The sequence below is a fragment of the Bradyrhizobium sp. ORS 111 genome, from assembly GCF_045571485.1.
In the GTDB taxonomy this organism is placed as follows: Bacteria; Pseudomonadota; Alphaproteobacteria; order Rhizobiales; family Xanthobacteraceae; genus Bradyrhizobium.
Genome location: NZ_CP120701.1, coordinates 6,605,971 through 6,620,273, shown reverse-complemented (window position 1 = coordinate 6,620,273; position 14,303 = coordinate 6,605,971). Strand labels below are relative to the sequence as shown.

General features: G+C 65.6%; 12 protein-coding genes. 5 read left to right on the top strand and 7 right to left on the bottom strand.

The window, feature by feature from the left end; all coding sequences use genetic code 11:
- Positions 1-63: 63 nt before the first annotated feature.
- The 4 genes from P6U30_RS30415 to P6U30_RS30400 form a co-directional block, all read right to left on the bottom strand.
- Positions 64-1,029 carry a small ribosomal subunit Rsm22 family protein gene (locus tag P6U30_RS30415; RefSeq protein WP_407166465.1) on the bottom strand — a complete coding sequence of 322 codons (966 nt, stop codon included), beginning with the start codon at positions 1,027-1,029 and terminating at the stop codon, positions 64-66.
- Positions 1,030-1,254: 225 nt separating this feature from the next.
- Positions 1,255-4,719 (bottom strand): chromosome segregation protein SMC, encoded by a 3,465-nt coding sequence (gene smc, locus P6U30_RS30410; RefSeq protein WP_407166464.1) that lies wholly within the window; start codon positions 4,717-4,719, stop codon positions 1,255-1,257.
- 357 nt (positions 4,720-5,076) lie between these two features.
- Positions 5,077-5,733: a DsbA family protein gene (locus tag P6U30_RS30405; protein WP_407166463.1), complete on the bottom strand. Its 657-nt coding sequence runs from the start codon at positions 5,731-5,733 to the stop codon at positions 5,077-5,079.
- A 123-nt stretch (positions 5,734-5,856) separates the two neighbouring features.
- Complete coding sequence (locus tag P6U30_RS30400) at positions 5,857-6,336, bottom strand: DUF721 domain-containing protein (protein ID WP_407166462.1); 480 nt, start codon at positions 6,334-6,336, stop codon at positions 5,857-5,859.
- 110 nt (positions 6,337-6,446) lie between these two features.
- On the opposite strand from P6U30_RS30400, the gene mutY reads away from it, so the two are divergent.
- Together mutY and P6U30_RS30390 are read left to right on the top strand one after the other, a co-directional pair.
- Entirely contained in the window at positions 6,447-7,559 is a 1,113-nt protein-coding gene (mutY, locus tag P6U30_RS30395; protein ID WP_407166461.1) for an A/G-specific adenine glycosylase, read from the top strand.
- 123 nt (positions 7,560-7,682) lie between these two features.
- A complete protein-coding gene (locus P6U30_RS30390; RefSeq protein ID WP_407170576.1) occupies positions 7,683-8,102 on the top strand; it encodes a PaaI family thioesterase in 420 nt (139 codons plus the stop codon).
- A 137-nt stretch (positions 8,103-8,239) separates the two neighbouring features.
- Here the strand turns inward: P6U30_RS30390 and P6U30_RS30385 are convergent, their stop codons facing one another.
- Complete coding sequence (locus P6U30_RS30385; RefSeq protein WP_407166460.1) at positions 8,240-9,511, bottom strand: flavin-dependent oxidoreductase; 1,272 nt, start codon at positions 9,509-9,511, stop codon at positions 8,240-8,242.
- 180 nt (positions 9,512-9,691) lie between these two features.
- Between P6U30_RS30385 and P6U30_RS30380 the strand changes: the two genes are divergently transcribed.
- Positions 9,692-10,312 carry a glutathione S-transferase family protein gene (locus P6U30_RS30380; protein WP_407166459.1) on the top strand — a complete coding sequence of 207 codons (621 nt, stop codon included), beginning with the start codon at positions 9,692-9,694 and terminating at the stop codon, positions 10,310-10,312.
- Between the two features lie 398 nt (positions 10,313-10,710).
- Positions 10,711-11,928: an IS4 family transposase gene (locus P6U30_RS30375; protein ID WP_407166458.1), complete on the top strand. Its 1,218-nt coding sequence runs from the start codon at positions 10,711-10,713 to the stop codon at positions 11,926-11,928.
- A 45-nt stretch (positions 11,929-11,973) separates the two neighbouring features.
- Here P6U30_RS30375 and P6U30_RS30370 read toward each other — a convergent pair whose 3' ends face one another.
- Entirely contained in the window at positions 11,974-12,891 is a 918-nt protein-coding gene (locus P6U30_RS30370) for a LysR family transcriptional regulator (protein ID WP_407166457.1), read from the bottom strand.
- A gap of 142 nt (positions 12,892-13,033) precedes the next feature.
- On the opposite strand from P6U30_RS30370, the gene P6U30_RS30365 reads away from it, so the two are divergent.
- Positions 13,034-13,459: a nuclear transport factor 2 family protein gene (locus P6U30_RS30365; protein WP_407166456.1), complete on the top strand. Its 426-nt coding sequence runs from the start codon at positions 13,034-13,036 to the stop codon at positions 13,457-13,459.
- Positions 13,460-13,534: 75 nt separating this feature from the next.
- Here the strand turns inward: P6U30_RS30365 and P6U30_RS30360 are convergent, their stop codons facing one another.
- Complete coding sequence (locus P6U30_RS30360) at positions 13,535-14,221, bottom strand: glutathione S-transferase family protein (protein ID WP_407166455.1); 687 nt, start codon at positions 14,219-14,221, stop codon at positions 13,535-13,537.
- Between the last annotated feature and the right edge of the window lie 82 nt (positions 14,222-14,303).

Below are 14,303 nucleotides of genomic sequence, written 5' to 3'. Positions count from 1 at the left end.
ATCAGCCCGAGGATTGGTTCAACGATGCGGTGCCGTTCCTCGGCCCCTATCAGGCCGGCTTGCCTAAACCGCGTCGCCCCAGCGCCAGCGGCGGGCGCGCGCATAATCGGCCTTGGCGCGACGGGGAATCCTGGTGACGGTGACGCCGTCGGGCGTGCACAGCTTGGCCGCAATCTCGACCTTGCCGGCGTCAGGCTGCGCCAACACGCGAGATGGATGCGAGGTCGCGGGGAGGCGTGTCAGCGCGACGTAGGCGAAGCGTTCATCCTCGAACGGCACCTCGGCGCCTTTCACCTGCTTGTGCGCGCGCGAGCGCTGTAGGCGCTGGGAGAAATGGCACCAGTCGGGCGCGATGAGCGGGCAGGCGCGGTCATGCGGGCAGGGCGAGGCGACGTGGGCGCCGGCCGCGATCAATTGCGCACGCAACGTTATGATCCGTGCATAGCCGGCGGGCGTGCCGGGCTCGACCACCAGCAGCGTATCCCTGGTCTTGGACCACAGCGCGTCGGCCAATGCCGTTCGCTCGACGTCTCCGATCTCGCCGACCATATAGCTCGCAATCACGAGGTCGGCGGGCTCGGCCTGCGCGAGCAGGGTCCGAGCCGGTCCGAGCTCATAGGTGACGGCGTGCAGGCGCGTGCTGTCACGAGCGAGGTGCTGCGCCAACGTCCGCAAGGCGGCGTTGGCATCGAACAGGGTGCAGTGTTGCAGCGACGCAAAGGCTTCCGTTGCGGCCCAGCTCGCCGTTCCCGGGCCGGCACCGACGTCGAGCAGGGTTGCCGGAGCGAAGTCCGGCCTGACCTCGGCGAGCGCGTTGAGGCTTGCGACCACCGCGGCGTAGGTCGCCGGCATCCGCGCCAGCGCGTAGGCGAGCGCATCGGTCTCGGTCCTGATCGTCCCGGAGCCACCGCCTTCGCGATAGGTTTGCGAGATTACCGCCGCCCGGCTCGCCGCATCGCTGCGCGACAGGCCTTCGAGCCTGGCGTTGAGGGCGGCCTTTAGTTCGGCGGGGAGATCGGGTGAGGTCATGTCTTCGTCATATCCTGACGTGCCATCCACACGTCATTGCGAGCCAACGGGTCGCGCGAATGCGCGCCCGATGACAGGCTCCGCGAAGCAATCCATGGCGCTACTTGCTGAGGCATGGATTGCTTCGTCGCTTCAGCGCAAAATTGCTTTGCAATTTTGTCGCGAGCTCCTCGCAATGACGGTGCTGAGGTATCACGAAAATGACGTCGATGCGCAGGCCTAACCCTACGCCACGTTCTGGTCGAGGATATCCACCGCGCCCTGCAGGTCGACCGAGACCAACTGAGACACGCCGCGTTCGGCCATGGTGACGCCGAACAGCCGGTTCATCCGCGCCATCGTGATCGGATTGTGCGTGATGATGATGAAGCGGGTCTCGGTCGAGCCGGTCATCTCGTGCAGCAGGTTGCAGAACCGTTCGACGTTGTGGTCGTCGAGCGGCGCGTCGACCTCGTCCAGCACGCAGATCGGCGACGGGTTGGTGAGGAACACCGCGAAGATCAGCGCCAGTGCCGTCAGCGCCTGCTCGCCGCCCGAGAGCAGCGACAGCGTCTGCGGCTTCTTGCCCGGGGGCTTGGCGATGATCTCGAGGCCGGCCTCAAGCGGATCGTCGCTCTCGATCAGGTGCAGCGCCGCTTCGCCGCCGCCGAACAGCTCGACGAACAGCCGCTTGAAGTGGTTGTTGACGGTCTCGAACGAGGTCAAGAGACGCTCGCGGGCCTCGCGGTTGAGGCTCTGGATGCCCTGGCGCAGCCGCTTGATCGCCTCGACGAGATCGTCGCGTTCGGTGGTCAGCGCGGTGTGCTGGGTTTCGACCTCCTTGAGCTCCTCCTCGGCGCGCAGGTTGACGGCGCCGAGGCGCTCGCGGTCGCGACGCAGCTTTTCGAGCTCTTCCTCGACCTGGGTAACCGGCGGCAGCTCCGCGCCGGGCTCGATCTCGGCCATGGCGGCCACCGCATTCGGCTCGACCTCGAGCATGTCGTGGATCTCGCGCTCGATATCGGCGAGGCGGCGGCGGGTGCCTTCCATGCGCTCCTCCGCGCGGGCGGTGGCCTCGCGGGACGAGGAGAGGGCTTCGAGCGTGGCCTTGGCGACGCGGTCGGTTTCCGCCATCGCGGCTTCGGCGGTCGCAAGCGCGTCGGCGGCGATCCGACGATCGCTCTCGGCATGCTCGATCTCCGAGATCAGCGCGCTGCGTTTCTCGGCGAACACCTCCGGCGCGTTGGCGAGTTCTTCGCGCTCGATCGAGACTTCGGCGATACGCGCCTCGATGGTCTCGACCTGCGAGGCTGCGCTGGTCTTGCGGCTCTGCCACTCGTTGCGCTCGGCGAGGATCGCCTGCACGCGGCGATCGGCGAGCTCGGCCTCGCGGGCGAGCGCCTGCGCCTCGGCGCGGACCTGGGCGGCGGCACGACGCTGGTTGTCGATCTCGGCGCGCACCGCGGCGAGCTGGGTTTCGGTCTCGACGCTGGGCGGCAGCTCGGACAGCGCCGCGACCGCGCTCTCATGCGCGGCCTCGGCCTCGGCGCGATCGGCGGCGACGCGGCTATGAGCCTCGGTGAGCGCCGACTTGCGCGCGGCATGGCGGTTGATCTCGCGTTCGGTCGCGGCATGACGCTCGCGCGCGGCGTCGGTCTCGCGGCGGGCGGCGCGCACCGCTTCGCGGGAAGCGGCTTCGGCGGCCGATGCGGAGCGCAGTTCGGCTTCGGCCGTCTCCAGCGCCTGGCGCTTGGCGGCGGCATCGATGCGAGCCTGTTCCAGCTCCTGCTCGATATCGACGAGCCGAGCGCGTTCGGCCAGGCGGCGTGCGGCACCAGTCGGCGCATGCGCGTCGGCGACAAAGCCGTCCCAGCGCCAGACGTCGCCCTCCAGCGACACCAGCCGCTGGCCGGTCTTGAGCTGCGACACCAGCGCAGCACCACGTTCCTTGGCGATGACGCCGATCTGCGCTAGACGCCGCGCCAGCTCCGGCGGGGCCTGCACATGGTCCGCCAGCCGCTCGACGCCATCGGGCAGCGCCGGATCGTCGCCGGTCGCGCCGGCATTGGTCCAGCGCATCGGCGCCGACGGATCGACCGGTGCGTCGAGGTCGTCGCCGAGCACGGCGCCGATCGCCTTCTCATAACCCTTGGCGACCGTGATGCCGTCGATGATCGGCGGCCACAAGTTCTTGGTCTCGCTGGTGACCAGCTTCGAGATGGTGCGGGCCTCGGTCTCAAGGCGCTGCACGCGCTTCTCGGCCTCGACAAGCGGGTTGCGCGAGGACTCCAACGTCTGCCGCGCCGCGGCGTGATGGGCCTCGCTGGCCTGCACGGCGGCCTCTGATTCGGCGAGCGTCTGCTGCGCCATCTCCATGGCGGCAGCGAGCGCATCGATGTCGCCGAGATTGCCGGTTTCCTGCGCGAGCTTTTCTTCCTCGGCCTGAACGTTGGCGATCTCCTGATCGAGACGCGCCAGCCGGTCGCGATGGGTGCGCACGCCCGCCTCGAGCTGGTTGCGCTTGGCGGTGAGATCGGCGAGCTGGGTGGTGAGCTCGGTGAACTGGCGCTCGGTCGCGGCCAGAATGGCCTCGGCGTCCGCGACGCGCTCGTCGACGCCGGAGCGCTTCTCGACGCGCGACTTGATCTCTTCCTTCAGCTCGGCGTCTTCGGTGTCGAGCCGTTGCAGCGCGATGTCGGCGTCCGAGGTCTGCTGCTGCTCGCGGGCAATGTCTGCGGCGAACTGCGTCAAGCGGCGATCGAGCTCGCCGACGCGCTCCTTGGCGCGCTGTTCCTCGCGGTCGAGCATCTCGCGCGCATTGGTCAGGCGCTGCAAGCCGGCGGCGGCCCGCGCCTCGGCATCACGCAGCGCCGGTAGCTCGGCGGCGCGGATCGCCTGGATGCGGGCGGCCTCCGCCTGATGCTGGGTGCGCTCGGCCATCTCGCGCACGGTGAGATCATGGGTGTGCGCGGCGTCGTTGACGTCGGCATTGGCCTGGATCCAGCGCAGGTGGAAGAGCGTGGCCTCGGATTTGCGCACCTTCGCCGCCACCTCGCGGTAGCGAATCGCCTGGCGGGCCTGCTTCTTCAAACCGTCCATCTGGCCGGTGAGCTGGCCGATCACGTCCTCGACGCGGGTCAGGTTGGTCTCGGCCGCCTTGAGCCGCAGTTCCGCTTCATGGCGGCGGGCATGCAGGCCGGCGACGCCGGCGGCATCTTCCAGCACGCGGCGGCGCTGCTCGGGCTTGGCCTGGATGATTTCACCGATCTTGCCCTGGTGGACGAGAGCCGGCGAACGCGCGCCGGTGGCGGCGTCGGCGAACAGAATCTGCACGTCGCGCGCACGCACGTCGCGGCCGTTGATGCGGTAGACCGAGCCGGCCTCGCGCTCGATGCGGCGGGAGATTTCCAGAATCTGGCTGTCGTTGACCGCGGCCGGCGCCGTGCGATCGGCATTGTCGATCGTCATCACCACTTCGGCGTGGTTGCGCGCCGGACGATTGCCGGAACCGGCGAAGATCACCGCGTCCATGTCGGCGGCGCGCAGCGACTTGTGCGAAGTTTCGCCCATCGCCCAGCGCAGCGCTTCGACCAGATTGGATTTGCCGCAGCCGTTCGGTCCGACGACGCCGGTCAGGCCCGGCTCGATCATGAAGTCGGTGGGATCAACGAACGACTTGAAACCGTGGAGGCGGAGGCGCGTGAGCTTCATGTACACAAATCTCGCTTGGCCGGGCGCGAATCTCCCTGCCGTGACAATACCATAGAAGGCAATGTCGGTGTGTGGGGTGAATAGCTGCGTGCAGCTCTCATGGAGCGGGACAATGGCGAGGCCCGCGCTGGAGAGCAACCGCTTGACCCGGCTTTTCCCAAGGGATTTGCAGGGGTTTTACAGCAGTCTTGCGGCTTCGACGGGCCGCAACAATCCGATTTCCGCGACTTAAGTTTTCAACAGCGAATCGATGCGCTGGCTTAATTCGCGAACGCGATTTCATCGACGATACGCATGTCGTCGATGAAACAGCGTGGAACCCCTCGATCTCTGCGACGCCGATCCGGTCGATGCTGATCAGCTCTTCAGGAGCGGATCGATGTGCTTGCTGAATTCCTCGAACGAGGTCTCGCCCTTCAGCATCTCGCCGTTGACGAAGAAGGTCGGCGTCGAATTCACCTTCAGCACGTCGTTGGCGTATTTCTGGTCGGCGGCGATCTTGTCGAGCAGCTTCTGGTCTTTCAGACACTCCTCGACCTGCTGCTGGCTGAGGCCGGCCTGCTTGCCGATCCGCGTCAGCGTCTCGGTGGTGTTCTTCATCACCCAGTCATTCTGCTGGCGGAACAGCAGGTCGATCACCGCGAAGTATTTCGGCGCGTCGTCCTTGGCGACGCAGCGCGCCAGCATCGAGCCGGCGGCGGCCTTGATGTCGAGTGGGAATTCGCGGAACACATAGCGCACCTTGCCGGTGTCGATGTAGGCCGACTTCAACTTCGGGAACACGGTCTCATTGAAGTTGGCGCAGTGTGGGCAGGTCATCGAGGCGTATTCGGTGATGGTGACCTTGGCGTCCTGCGGGCCGAGTGCCATGTCGGGCAGCGACTGCGGCTTGGCAACTTCGGCTGCGGTTTGCGCAAAGGCCTCGCTGATCAAGCGCAGCGGCGAGAGGCCGGCGAGGGCGGCGAGCCCGGTGAGCGAGAGAGCGGCGGTGAAGGCACGGCGTGTGATGATCAAGGTCTGCTCCTGGATTGGCGCATTCACGCCGAATGAATGAAGAGTCCCGGAAAGAAGCTTTCGCTAGCTTGAAACGACTATCGTGGCAATGGCGGGTTCCATCGGCCGAATGGCGGAAAAGCGTCAATTTCGCTTGATCGAGGCGCCCAGCCGCGCCAGCGCCGCGCGCAGGTCCTCGTCCTCCACGGCCGTGAGGTCTTCCGCCACCCCGGCGACCGCCTTCGCATCCGGCGGGCGGGGTCGTGCCGGGCGATCGCGTCGCGACAACGGCGCCTGGCGGATGGTCAGCCGGCCAACCGCGTGCCAACCAAAGAAGCGGTTCACGCGTTCCAGGATGACGTCCGAGGAATGCTGGATCTCCAGCGCCATCGGCCCCTCGACTCGCAGCACCAGCGTCGCCGGCTCCTGCGGCTGGCCCGCCACCGGCCGCGGCCATTGCATCTTGAGCGGCTCGCAATAGGCGGCGATGCGCTCGCCGGCGATCTCGCCCCAGCGCGTCACCAATTCTCGCGCGGCAAAGCCCTGCTTGGCATAAGCGTCGGTGAAGACGTCGCTGAGCAGGATCGACAGGGGCTTGGCGCTGGCCGGGACGGGCTTGGACATGGGAGGGTTATAGCAGCGTGGCGAAGGCGACTGAAAAGAAAGACGTGGATGCGCGGGACAGGGCCGGGCATGACGTGGAGAGATTTGCGTCCGGGTCCTAAAGTACGTCAATGAGCTCTCGTGTCGCTGCCAAAATGAACCTGATCGAAGATCGAGCCGACCGCCCGGCGCGGCTATTGGCCTGGTACGACCGGCACCGCCGGCGGCTGCCGTGGCGGGCGGCGGCGGGGGAACTCGCGGATCCGTACCTTGTGTGGCTGTCGGAGATCATGCTGCAGCAGACCACCGTGAAGGCGGTCGGGCCGTATTTCCAGAAGTTCGTGTCACGCTGGCCCGATGTCACGGCGCTCGGCCGTGCGTCGCTCGATGACGTGCTGCGGATGTGGGCCGGGCTCGGCTATTACTCGCGCGCGCGCAATCTGCATGCCTGTGCGGTCGCAGTGCTCAACGACCATGGCGGGATATTTCCCGACACCGAAGCGGGCCTGCGCAAGCTGCCGGGAATCGGGCCCTACACCGCGGCGGCGATCGCCGCGATCGCGTACGACCGCCGCACCATGCCGGTGGACGGCAATATCGAGCGTGTCGTGACCAGGCTCTACGCAGTGGAGGAGCCGCTGCCGCAGGCCAAGCCGCTGATCCAGCAATTGGCAGCGACATTGCTCGGCCCAACTCGCGCCGGCGATGAGAAATCTCGCGCCGGCGACAGCGCACAGGCGCTGATGGATCTCGGTGCCACGATCTGCACCCCGAAGAAGCCGGCTTGTTCGCTGTGTCCGCTGAACGACGACTGCGCGGCGCGCAGGCGGGGCGATCAGGAGACGTTCCCGCGCAAGGCGCCGAAGAAGAATGGCAGCTTGCGCCGTGGCGCGGCCTTCGTGGTGACGCGGGGCGACGACTTGCTGGTGCGCTCGCGCCCGGCAAAGGGCCTGCTCGGCGGCATGACCGAAGTGCCGGGATCAGACTGGCTTGCCGGCCAGGAGGACAAGGCGGCGCTGGCGCAGGCGCCCCACCTCAAAGGCGTTACCCGCTGGCACCGCAAGGCCGGCGTCGTCACCCATGTGTTCACCCATTTCCCGCTGGAGCTGGTCGTCTACACCGCCAGCGTTCCGCAGCGAACGCGCGCGCCCGACGGCATGCGCTGGGTGCCGGTCGCGACGCTTGCTGAGGAGGCGCTTCCGAACGTCATGCGCAAGGTCGTCGCCCACGGGCTCGATCTCTAGAGCATGATCCGGAAAAGTGTGAAGCGGTTTTCCGAGAAGATCATGCTCCAATAAGAGGCGCGTCCTGCTGACACCATGCTGGCAGCAGGACTCGGTTACGACATCAGGCAGACGGAGGCCGCCATGATCGCAACCGCGCTCGACCACATCCCCACGCCGCCATGCGCCAGGCTGCTCGGCTGGCGCCTGATCGATGCCCGTCCGGAGGACGGCTGGATCCGGATCCTGTTCGACGGCAAGGAGTCCTTCTGCAATCCCGCCGGCTTCGTTCAGGGCGGTATCCTCTCGGCCATGCTCGACGACACCATGGGGCCGGCGGTGTTCGTGATGACCGAGGGCAGGCTTTACACCACGACCATCACAATGAACGTGAACTTCCTGGCGCCGGCGAGGCCCGGGCCGATCACGGGCGAGGCGACCGTGACCCAGCTCGGCAAGTCCATCGCCTTCGTCGAGGGCCGGCTGACGGCCAAGGGTGGCACGCTGCTCGCCACCGCGACCAACAGTATTCGCCTGGTGGAATCGGCGCGGGCGCTTCGGTAGCCGAAATCCGCACTTCAGCTAAATCCGTCATGCTGACGGGCTTGCGTAGCGAGCCTCGAAGCATGCACGGCCACCGACCGGGCGGCTCATGTTTCGAGACGCCGCGCTCTTCAGCATGACGGGGATGGTGCGCCTCGCTAGACTGCGCCCGCCCGCTGCACGATCGGCGGCTTGGCATTCAGCCCCTCGACCTGGAAGCCGGCGACGCGCTTGTAGTTGGCGGCGATGTCTTCGAGCTCCTGCTGTGACAGCACCTCGGTGACAACGCCGAAGCCATCAGGCGCGCGCTCCTCGACGAGCTGCATCACCTGTTCCGGCCCGTTGCGGCGATTCAGCATCACGAGATCGGTGGTGGCCGGGCGTCGCTCGGCCTCGTAGGCGATCAGCGCCTCATGAGTCGGGCCGTGCGCCAGGATCTCGCGGGTCAGCACCCGCGCGTCGAGGATCGCTTGCGAGGCGCCGTTGGAGCCTATCGGGTACATCGGATGGGCGGCATCGCCCATCAGGGTGACGCGGCCGAAGGTCCATTGCGGGATCGGATCGCGATCGACCAGCGGATATTCATAGGCGTGCGGGCAGTTCCGGATCAGGCTTGGCACGTCGAGCCAATCGAACTTCCAGCTCTCGAACCATGGCAGGAACTCGTCGAGCCTGGCGGTGCGGTTATAGTCCTCGCGGCGCCACTGATAGCTCGGCGGCATATGCCGTTCGGCAACCCAGTTGATGTCGTATTGGCCGTCAGGACCGGCCTCCTTGGAGATCGGGTAGCAGACGAATTTCAGGATCTCGTGGCCGGCCATGATCATGGTGCGGCCGCTGAGGAAAGCTTTCGCACGCGTGATGCCACGCCACAGGATGCGGCCGTTCCAGATCGGCGCTCCCTCGTTCGGATAGAGTCTTTCACGCACCGCGGAATGGATGCCGTCGGCGGCGATCAGCAGCGCGCCGTCATAGCTGCCGGCCGGCCTGCCGGTCGCCCGGTCGATGAACTCGGCGCGGACGCCATCCGCGGTCTCGGTCCAGCCAGTGAGATGATGGCTGGTCAGGATGTTCGCCGGCCCCAGCCGCTCGGTGGCGGCATCGAGCAGGAGCTGCTGCAGTCGGCCGCGGTGGATCGAGAATTGCGGCCACTTGTAGCCGGCCTCGAGCCCGCGCGGCTCGCTCCAGATCGGCTTGCCGTGCTTGGAGAAATAGGCGAGCTCCCGTGTCCGCACCGCCGCCGCATCGAGCCGGTCATGCAGGCCGAGCTCGATCAGTTCCCGCACCGCATGCGGTAGCACGTTGATGCCGACCCCAAGCGGTCTCAATTCGGGCACGCTTTCGAACACCCGGCAGGGGACGCCGATCTGGTGCAGGCTGAGCGCCAGCGTCAGTCCGCCAATTCCACCGCCTGCGATAAGTACAGTCATGAGAGCCCTCTTGATCCCGCCGGTCATGGCATGGCGGCGGCATTGTGGGCAACCGCGAAAGCGCTGTGGCGTTGGGTGGGGATGGACGGCAAACGGCAGTGCCGTTAACGTCCGCCGCGTCAAAACAAGAAGCGAGGGCCGGGTTCTGTCGAACCGACAAGGCCCGAAGAGGACAGCACCATGCTCAAGCTCTATTTCGCCCCCGGGACCTGCGCGCTCGCCTCCCATATCGCGCTGGCGGAAGCCGGCGCGCCCTACACGACCGAGAAGCTCGACTTCAGGGCGAACCAGCAGAACAGCCCGGAGTATCTCAAGCTCAATCCGAAGGGCCGCGTGCCGACGCTGGTGACGGATCGCGGCGTGCTGACCGAGACGCCGGCGATCCTTGCTTATGTCGCGCAGAGCTTCCCGCAGGCCAAGCTCGCGCCGCTCGATGATGCCTTCGAGTTTGCTAAGCTCCAGGCCTTCAATTCCTATCTGTGCTCCACCGTGCATGTGAACCACGCCCATAAGATGCGCGGCGCCCGCTGGGCGACGGCTGAAAGCTCGTTCGCCGACATGAAGGGGATGGTGCCGAAGACCATGGGCGCCTGTTTCAATCTGATCGAGCGCGACATGCTGAAGGGCCCTTGGGTGATGGGCGACAGCTACACGGTCGGCGATTGCTATCTCTACACGCTGACGCTTTGGCTCGACGGCGATGGCGTCGACGTTGCGACCTTGCCCAAGGTGAAGGCGCACAAGGAGCGGATGGAGCAGCGCCCGGCGGTGCGGAAGGTGCTGGCCGAGCAGAAGGCGTAGGGCCTAATAATTGCTGTCGTCCCGGCCAAGTGAAGCGCGAGCCGGGACCCATAACCCCAAATCGCGATCGTTGTGCGACGCTGGGGCCGATGGAGCGTTTGATCACGAGAAGCGGTGGTTATGGGTCCCTGCTTTCGCACTAGGGCATCTACACATCTTTGGGGCGCGACAGATTGACTCGGGACGGCATGATGTGCGGTCGCCGCAGCGACTTGTATGATTCTCTGTCTGGCGTTTTGATTCGAAGGAGCGCCAGAGATGCAGCAGGAACCGGATTTGTCCCTTGGCAAGTTTGGAGACGTTCGCCTTGATAAAAGGGGGCGGCGCTTCTCCGGGCTGTGCTTTGCACGCGCAACGTCTGTTTGCGCCAGATGGCGCAGGGCGACTGGGCTGCGAACATGGCGTTCTGGCGGTTTGTGAACAATCCACGGGTCACGACCGACAAGCTGGTTGAAGGCTGGAGCCTGCAGACGTCAGCCGCGGTCAGCGGGCGACATGTGCTGGCAATCCAAGATACCAGCGAGATCAAGTTCCACACCCGTCCGGGACATCGGCGCGGCTTGGGCAAGGTCGGCAAAGGCAACGCGCGTGGCGTGCTGCTGCATGCCATGATGGCAGTCGATGCCGACAGCGGGGTCTGTCTCGGGCTCACTGGCGGCAAGGTGTGGACGCGCAAGCGCACGGCGAAGATCGCTCACGAGAAGCGAGCCTTGGCCGACAAGGAGTCGGCGCGCTGGGTGACGACCGCTGAGCAAGGCCGCGATGTTCTGGCCGCAGCTGGTATGATCACCGTCGTCAACGACCGCGAGGGAGATTTCTTCGCCCACTGGGCGCTGACGCCCGCTGACAATGTCCACCTTCTGTCGCGCGCCATGCACGACCATGCGCTGGTCGATGGCGGCACGCTTTATCAGGCAGTCGGGCGGGCCGGCTTCTGCGGCAAGGCGGTGATCGATCTGCCGCAGCGGATGGATCGCAGCGCTCGCCAGGCCCACCTCTCCATGTGCTTTGGAACCGTTGTGCTCAAACGGCCGCAGCGCCCCGGCGTGAAAGACTTGGCGGAGGGCGTCAAAGTCAGCTTCGTCGAAGTCGTCGAGTTGCACCCCCCGAAGGGCGCCCAGCCCATTCATTGGTTGCTCCTGACCACCCATCCGGTCGCCACCGCCGCCGATGCCTGGCGGATCGTCTCCTGGTACAAGCAGCGCTGGATCATCGAGCAGCTCTTCCGCTCGCTGAAGAGCCAGGGTCTGCGCATCGAGGATAGTCAGCTCGACAGCGCTGAAGGCCTGATCAAACTGGTGGCGATCGCCACCAGAGTGGCATGTCCCGTCATCCAGCTTGTCCAAGCCCGCAATGGCGGTGAAGAATTGCCGGCCGAATTTGTGTTCACGCCGGACGAGATCGACGCGCTCAAGGCCATCAATAAAACCCTGAAAGGCCGCACCGAGCTCCAGAAGAACCACCATCGCCCCAACACTGTCGCCTGGGCGGCGTGGATCATCGCAAAGCTCGGCGGATGGACCGGCTACGCCTCGCATCGCCCACCTGGACCAATCACCTTCCACATCGGGATGGCTCGCTTCCAAATCCTCGTATACGGCACCGCAAACGTGTAGATGCCATAGTGCTTTCGCAGGGACGACATGCGGATGGAATTTGCGTTACGGCGCCTTCCGCGTCTCCATCTCCCGCCCGGTTTCCAGCATCAGCTTGCGCAGCCAGATCGATCCGGGGTCCATCTGCGCGCGGGTCGGGTAGAACATGTGCTGCTCGTCGATCCCGGGATCGAGCGGCGGCGTCACCGTGACCAACGAGAGCTGCTTCGACAGGGCCGAGATCAGCCGGCGCGGTACGAAGGCGACGAGGTCGGTACGCGCAGTGATGTGCAGCGCCTCGATATAGCCCGGCACCACCAGCGCGATCCGCCGCTCGATGCCCTTTGCGCGCAGCCAGGTGTCGATCAGATCCTCGCTCTGGCCGCGGATCACCACGGCGACGTGCCGCGCGGCGAGGAACGCCTCGCGCTTTTTCAGCTTCGCGCCGACGGGATGCCCGCGCCGCACCGCCAGCGCATCGCTGTCGGTATAGAGCTTCTGGCGGTGAAATCCCTTGAAGGCGTCGCCGATCGAGATCACCAGATCGATGGTGCGGGCGAATTCGGGCGTGAAGATCGCAGGTCCCCGCCACGGCACCACGTCGATGGTGACGTTGGGTGCGGCCCGCGTCACCTTTTCCATCAGGCGCGGCATCATCAGTTCGACCGCGAGGTCGGGCATCATCAGCCGGAAATGCCGGTCGCTGCGCGCAGCGTCGAAGTCATCGGGGACGAATAACGCGCGTACCTGCTCGAGCGCCTGCGCCAGCGGTCCGCGCAGGGCCAGCGCTCGCGGCGTCAATTCCATCCGCGCGCCGTTGCGCACCAGAAGCGGATCGCCGATCAAATCGCGCAGCCGCTGCAGCGCGTGGCTGGTCGCCGGCTGCGACAGATGCAGCCGCATCGCGGCGCGGCTCACATTGGCTTCCCTCAGCAGCGCGTCGAGCGCGACCAGCAGATTGAGGTCAAGCGAATTCAAATTCATGGGGTGGATATATATCATGCCGGCTATCGATTGGAAGAATGAGCGCCAGCACCGCAGGATTGGCAGGCGTTTCGGACGGAGCGGGTTCGCTTCGCGTCAAGACGCGTGATTCAAAGAGTCGATCAATCGCAGGAGTGCCATCATGAGCGCAGCCGACAACAAGCAACTGGTGCAGGAAATGTTTGCGATCGCGGGTGACCCCGATCCCGCCGTGCGCGAGAAATCCCTGTTCATGGCAAGCCTCGCCGACGACGCGACCTGGACCGTGACGGGGCAATATTCCTGGTCGCGCAGCTTCACCGGCAGGCAATCGATCCTCACCGACCTGCATGGCCATGTCCGCTCGAAGCTGGTCGAGCGCGGCCGCACCGTCGCCCACCGCTTCATCGCCGATGGCGATATCGTCGTGGTCGAGGCCAAGGGCAACAACCTTACCAAGGCCGGCCAGCGCTACGACAACGACTATTGCCTGGTGCTGCGGTTCGACGGCGGCAAGATCAAGGAGGTCAGGGAATATTGCGATTCGGTGCTGACCGAGAAGGTGCTCGGTGCGTTTCCGGCGAGATAGCCGAGCTCCACCAGCAAAGTGGCAGAAGCGAAACGGCGCCCGGTAGGGCGCCGTTTTCTCATCGTGTGGATCGGATCACGCCACCTTGGTCTTGAGGTGGCCGAACATGATGTTGCGGGCTGCATCGTCCATTTCGGCCTTGAAGGTGTGCTTGTCCTTGAGCGCGATCGCCCGTGCCGCTGCCGGCCGCGCCGAAATCTCGTCGACCAGCCGCTTCACGTTCGGGTATTTCGCGTAGCCTTCCTCGCCGAGCACGAACGGCGCCATCCGCGCCCAGCCCCAGAACGCCATGTCGACGATCGAATAGGCGTCGCCGACCATGTAGCGCGACTTGGCGAGGTGATCGTCGAGGATCTTGTAGTGGCGATGCGCCTCATACTGGTAGCGGTTGTTGGCGTAGTCGAGATCCTTCGGCGCGAAATGCTTGAAGTGCACCGCCTGGCCGGAATACGGGCCGAGCCCGGTCGCGATGAACATCAGCCAGGACAGCGTCGCGGCGCGGTTGGCCTGAGTGTTGGCGGGCAGAAACTTGCCAGTCTTCTCGGCGAGGTAGAGCAGGATGGCGTTGGAGTCGAACACGAAGGTGCCGTTGTCGTCGATCGCCGGAACCTTGCCGTTCGGGTTGACCTTCAGAAAGTCGGGCGCGAACTGCTCGCCCTTCCGCGTGTCGACCGGGATCGCCTCGAAGGGCAGGCCGGACTCTTCGAGAAACAGCGCGACCTTGTTCGGGTTCGGCGCGCCGTTGAAATAGAATTTGAGCATGAAGAGACTCCCTTTGATGTTGTGACCGATGGAATCGGGACGCCGCGGGGGAAAGCCGCGCGCCGGCCTTCATGTGCAAACT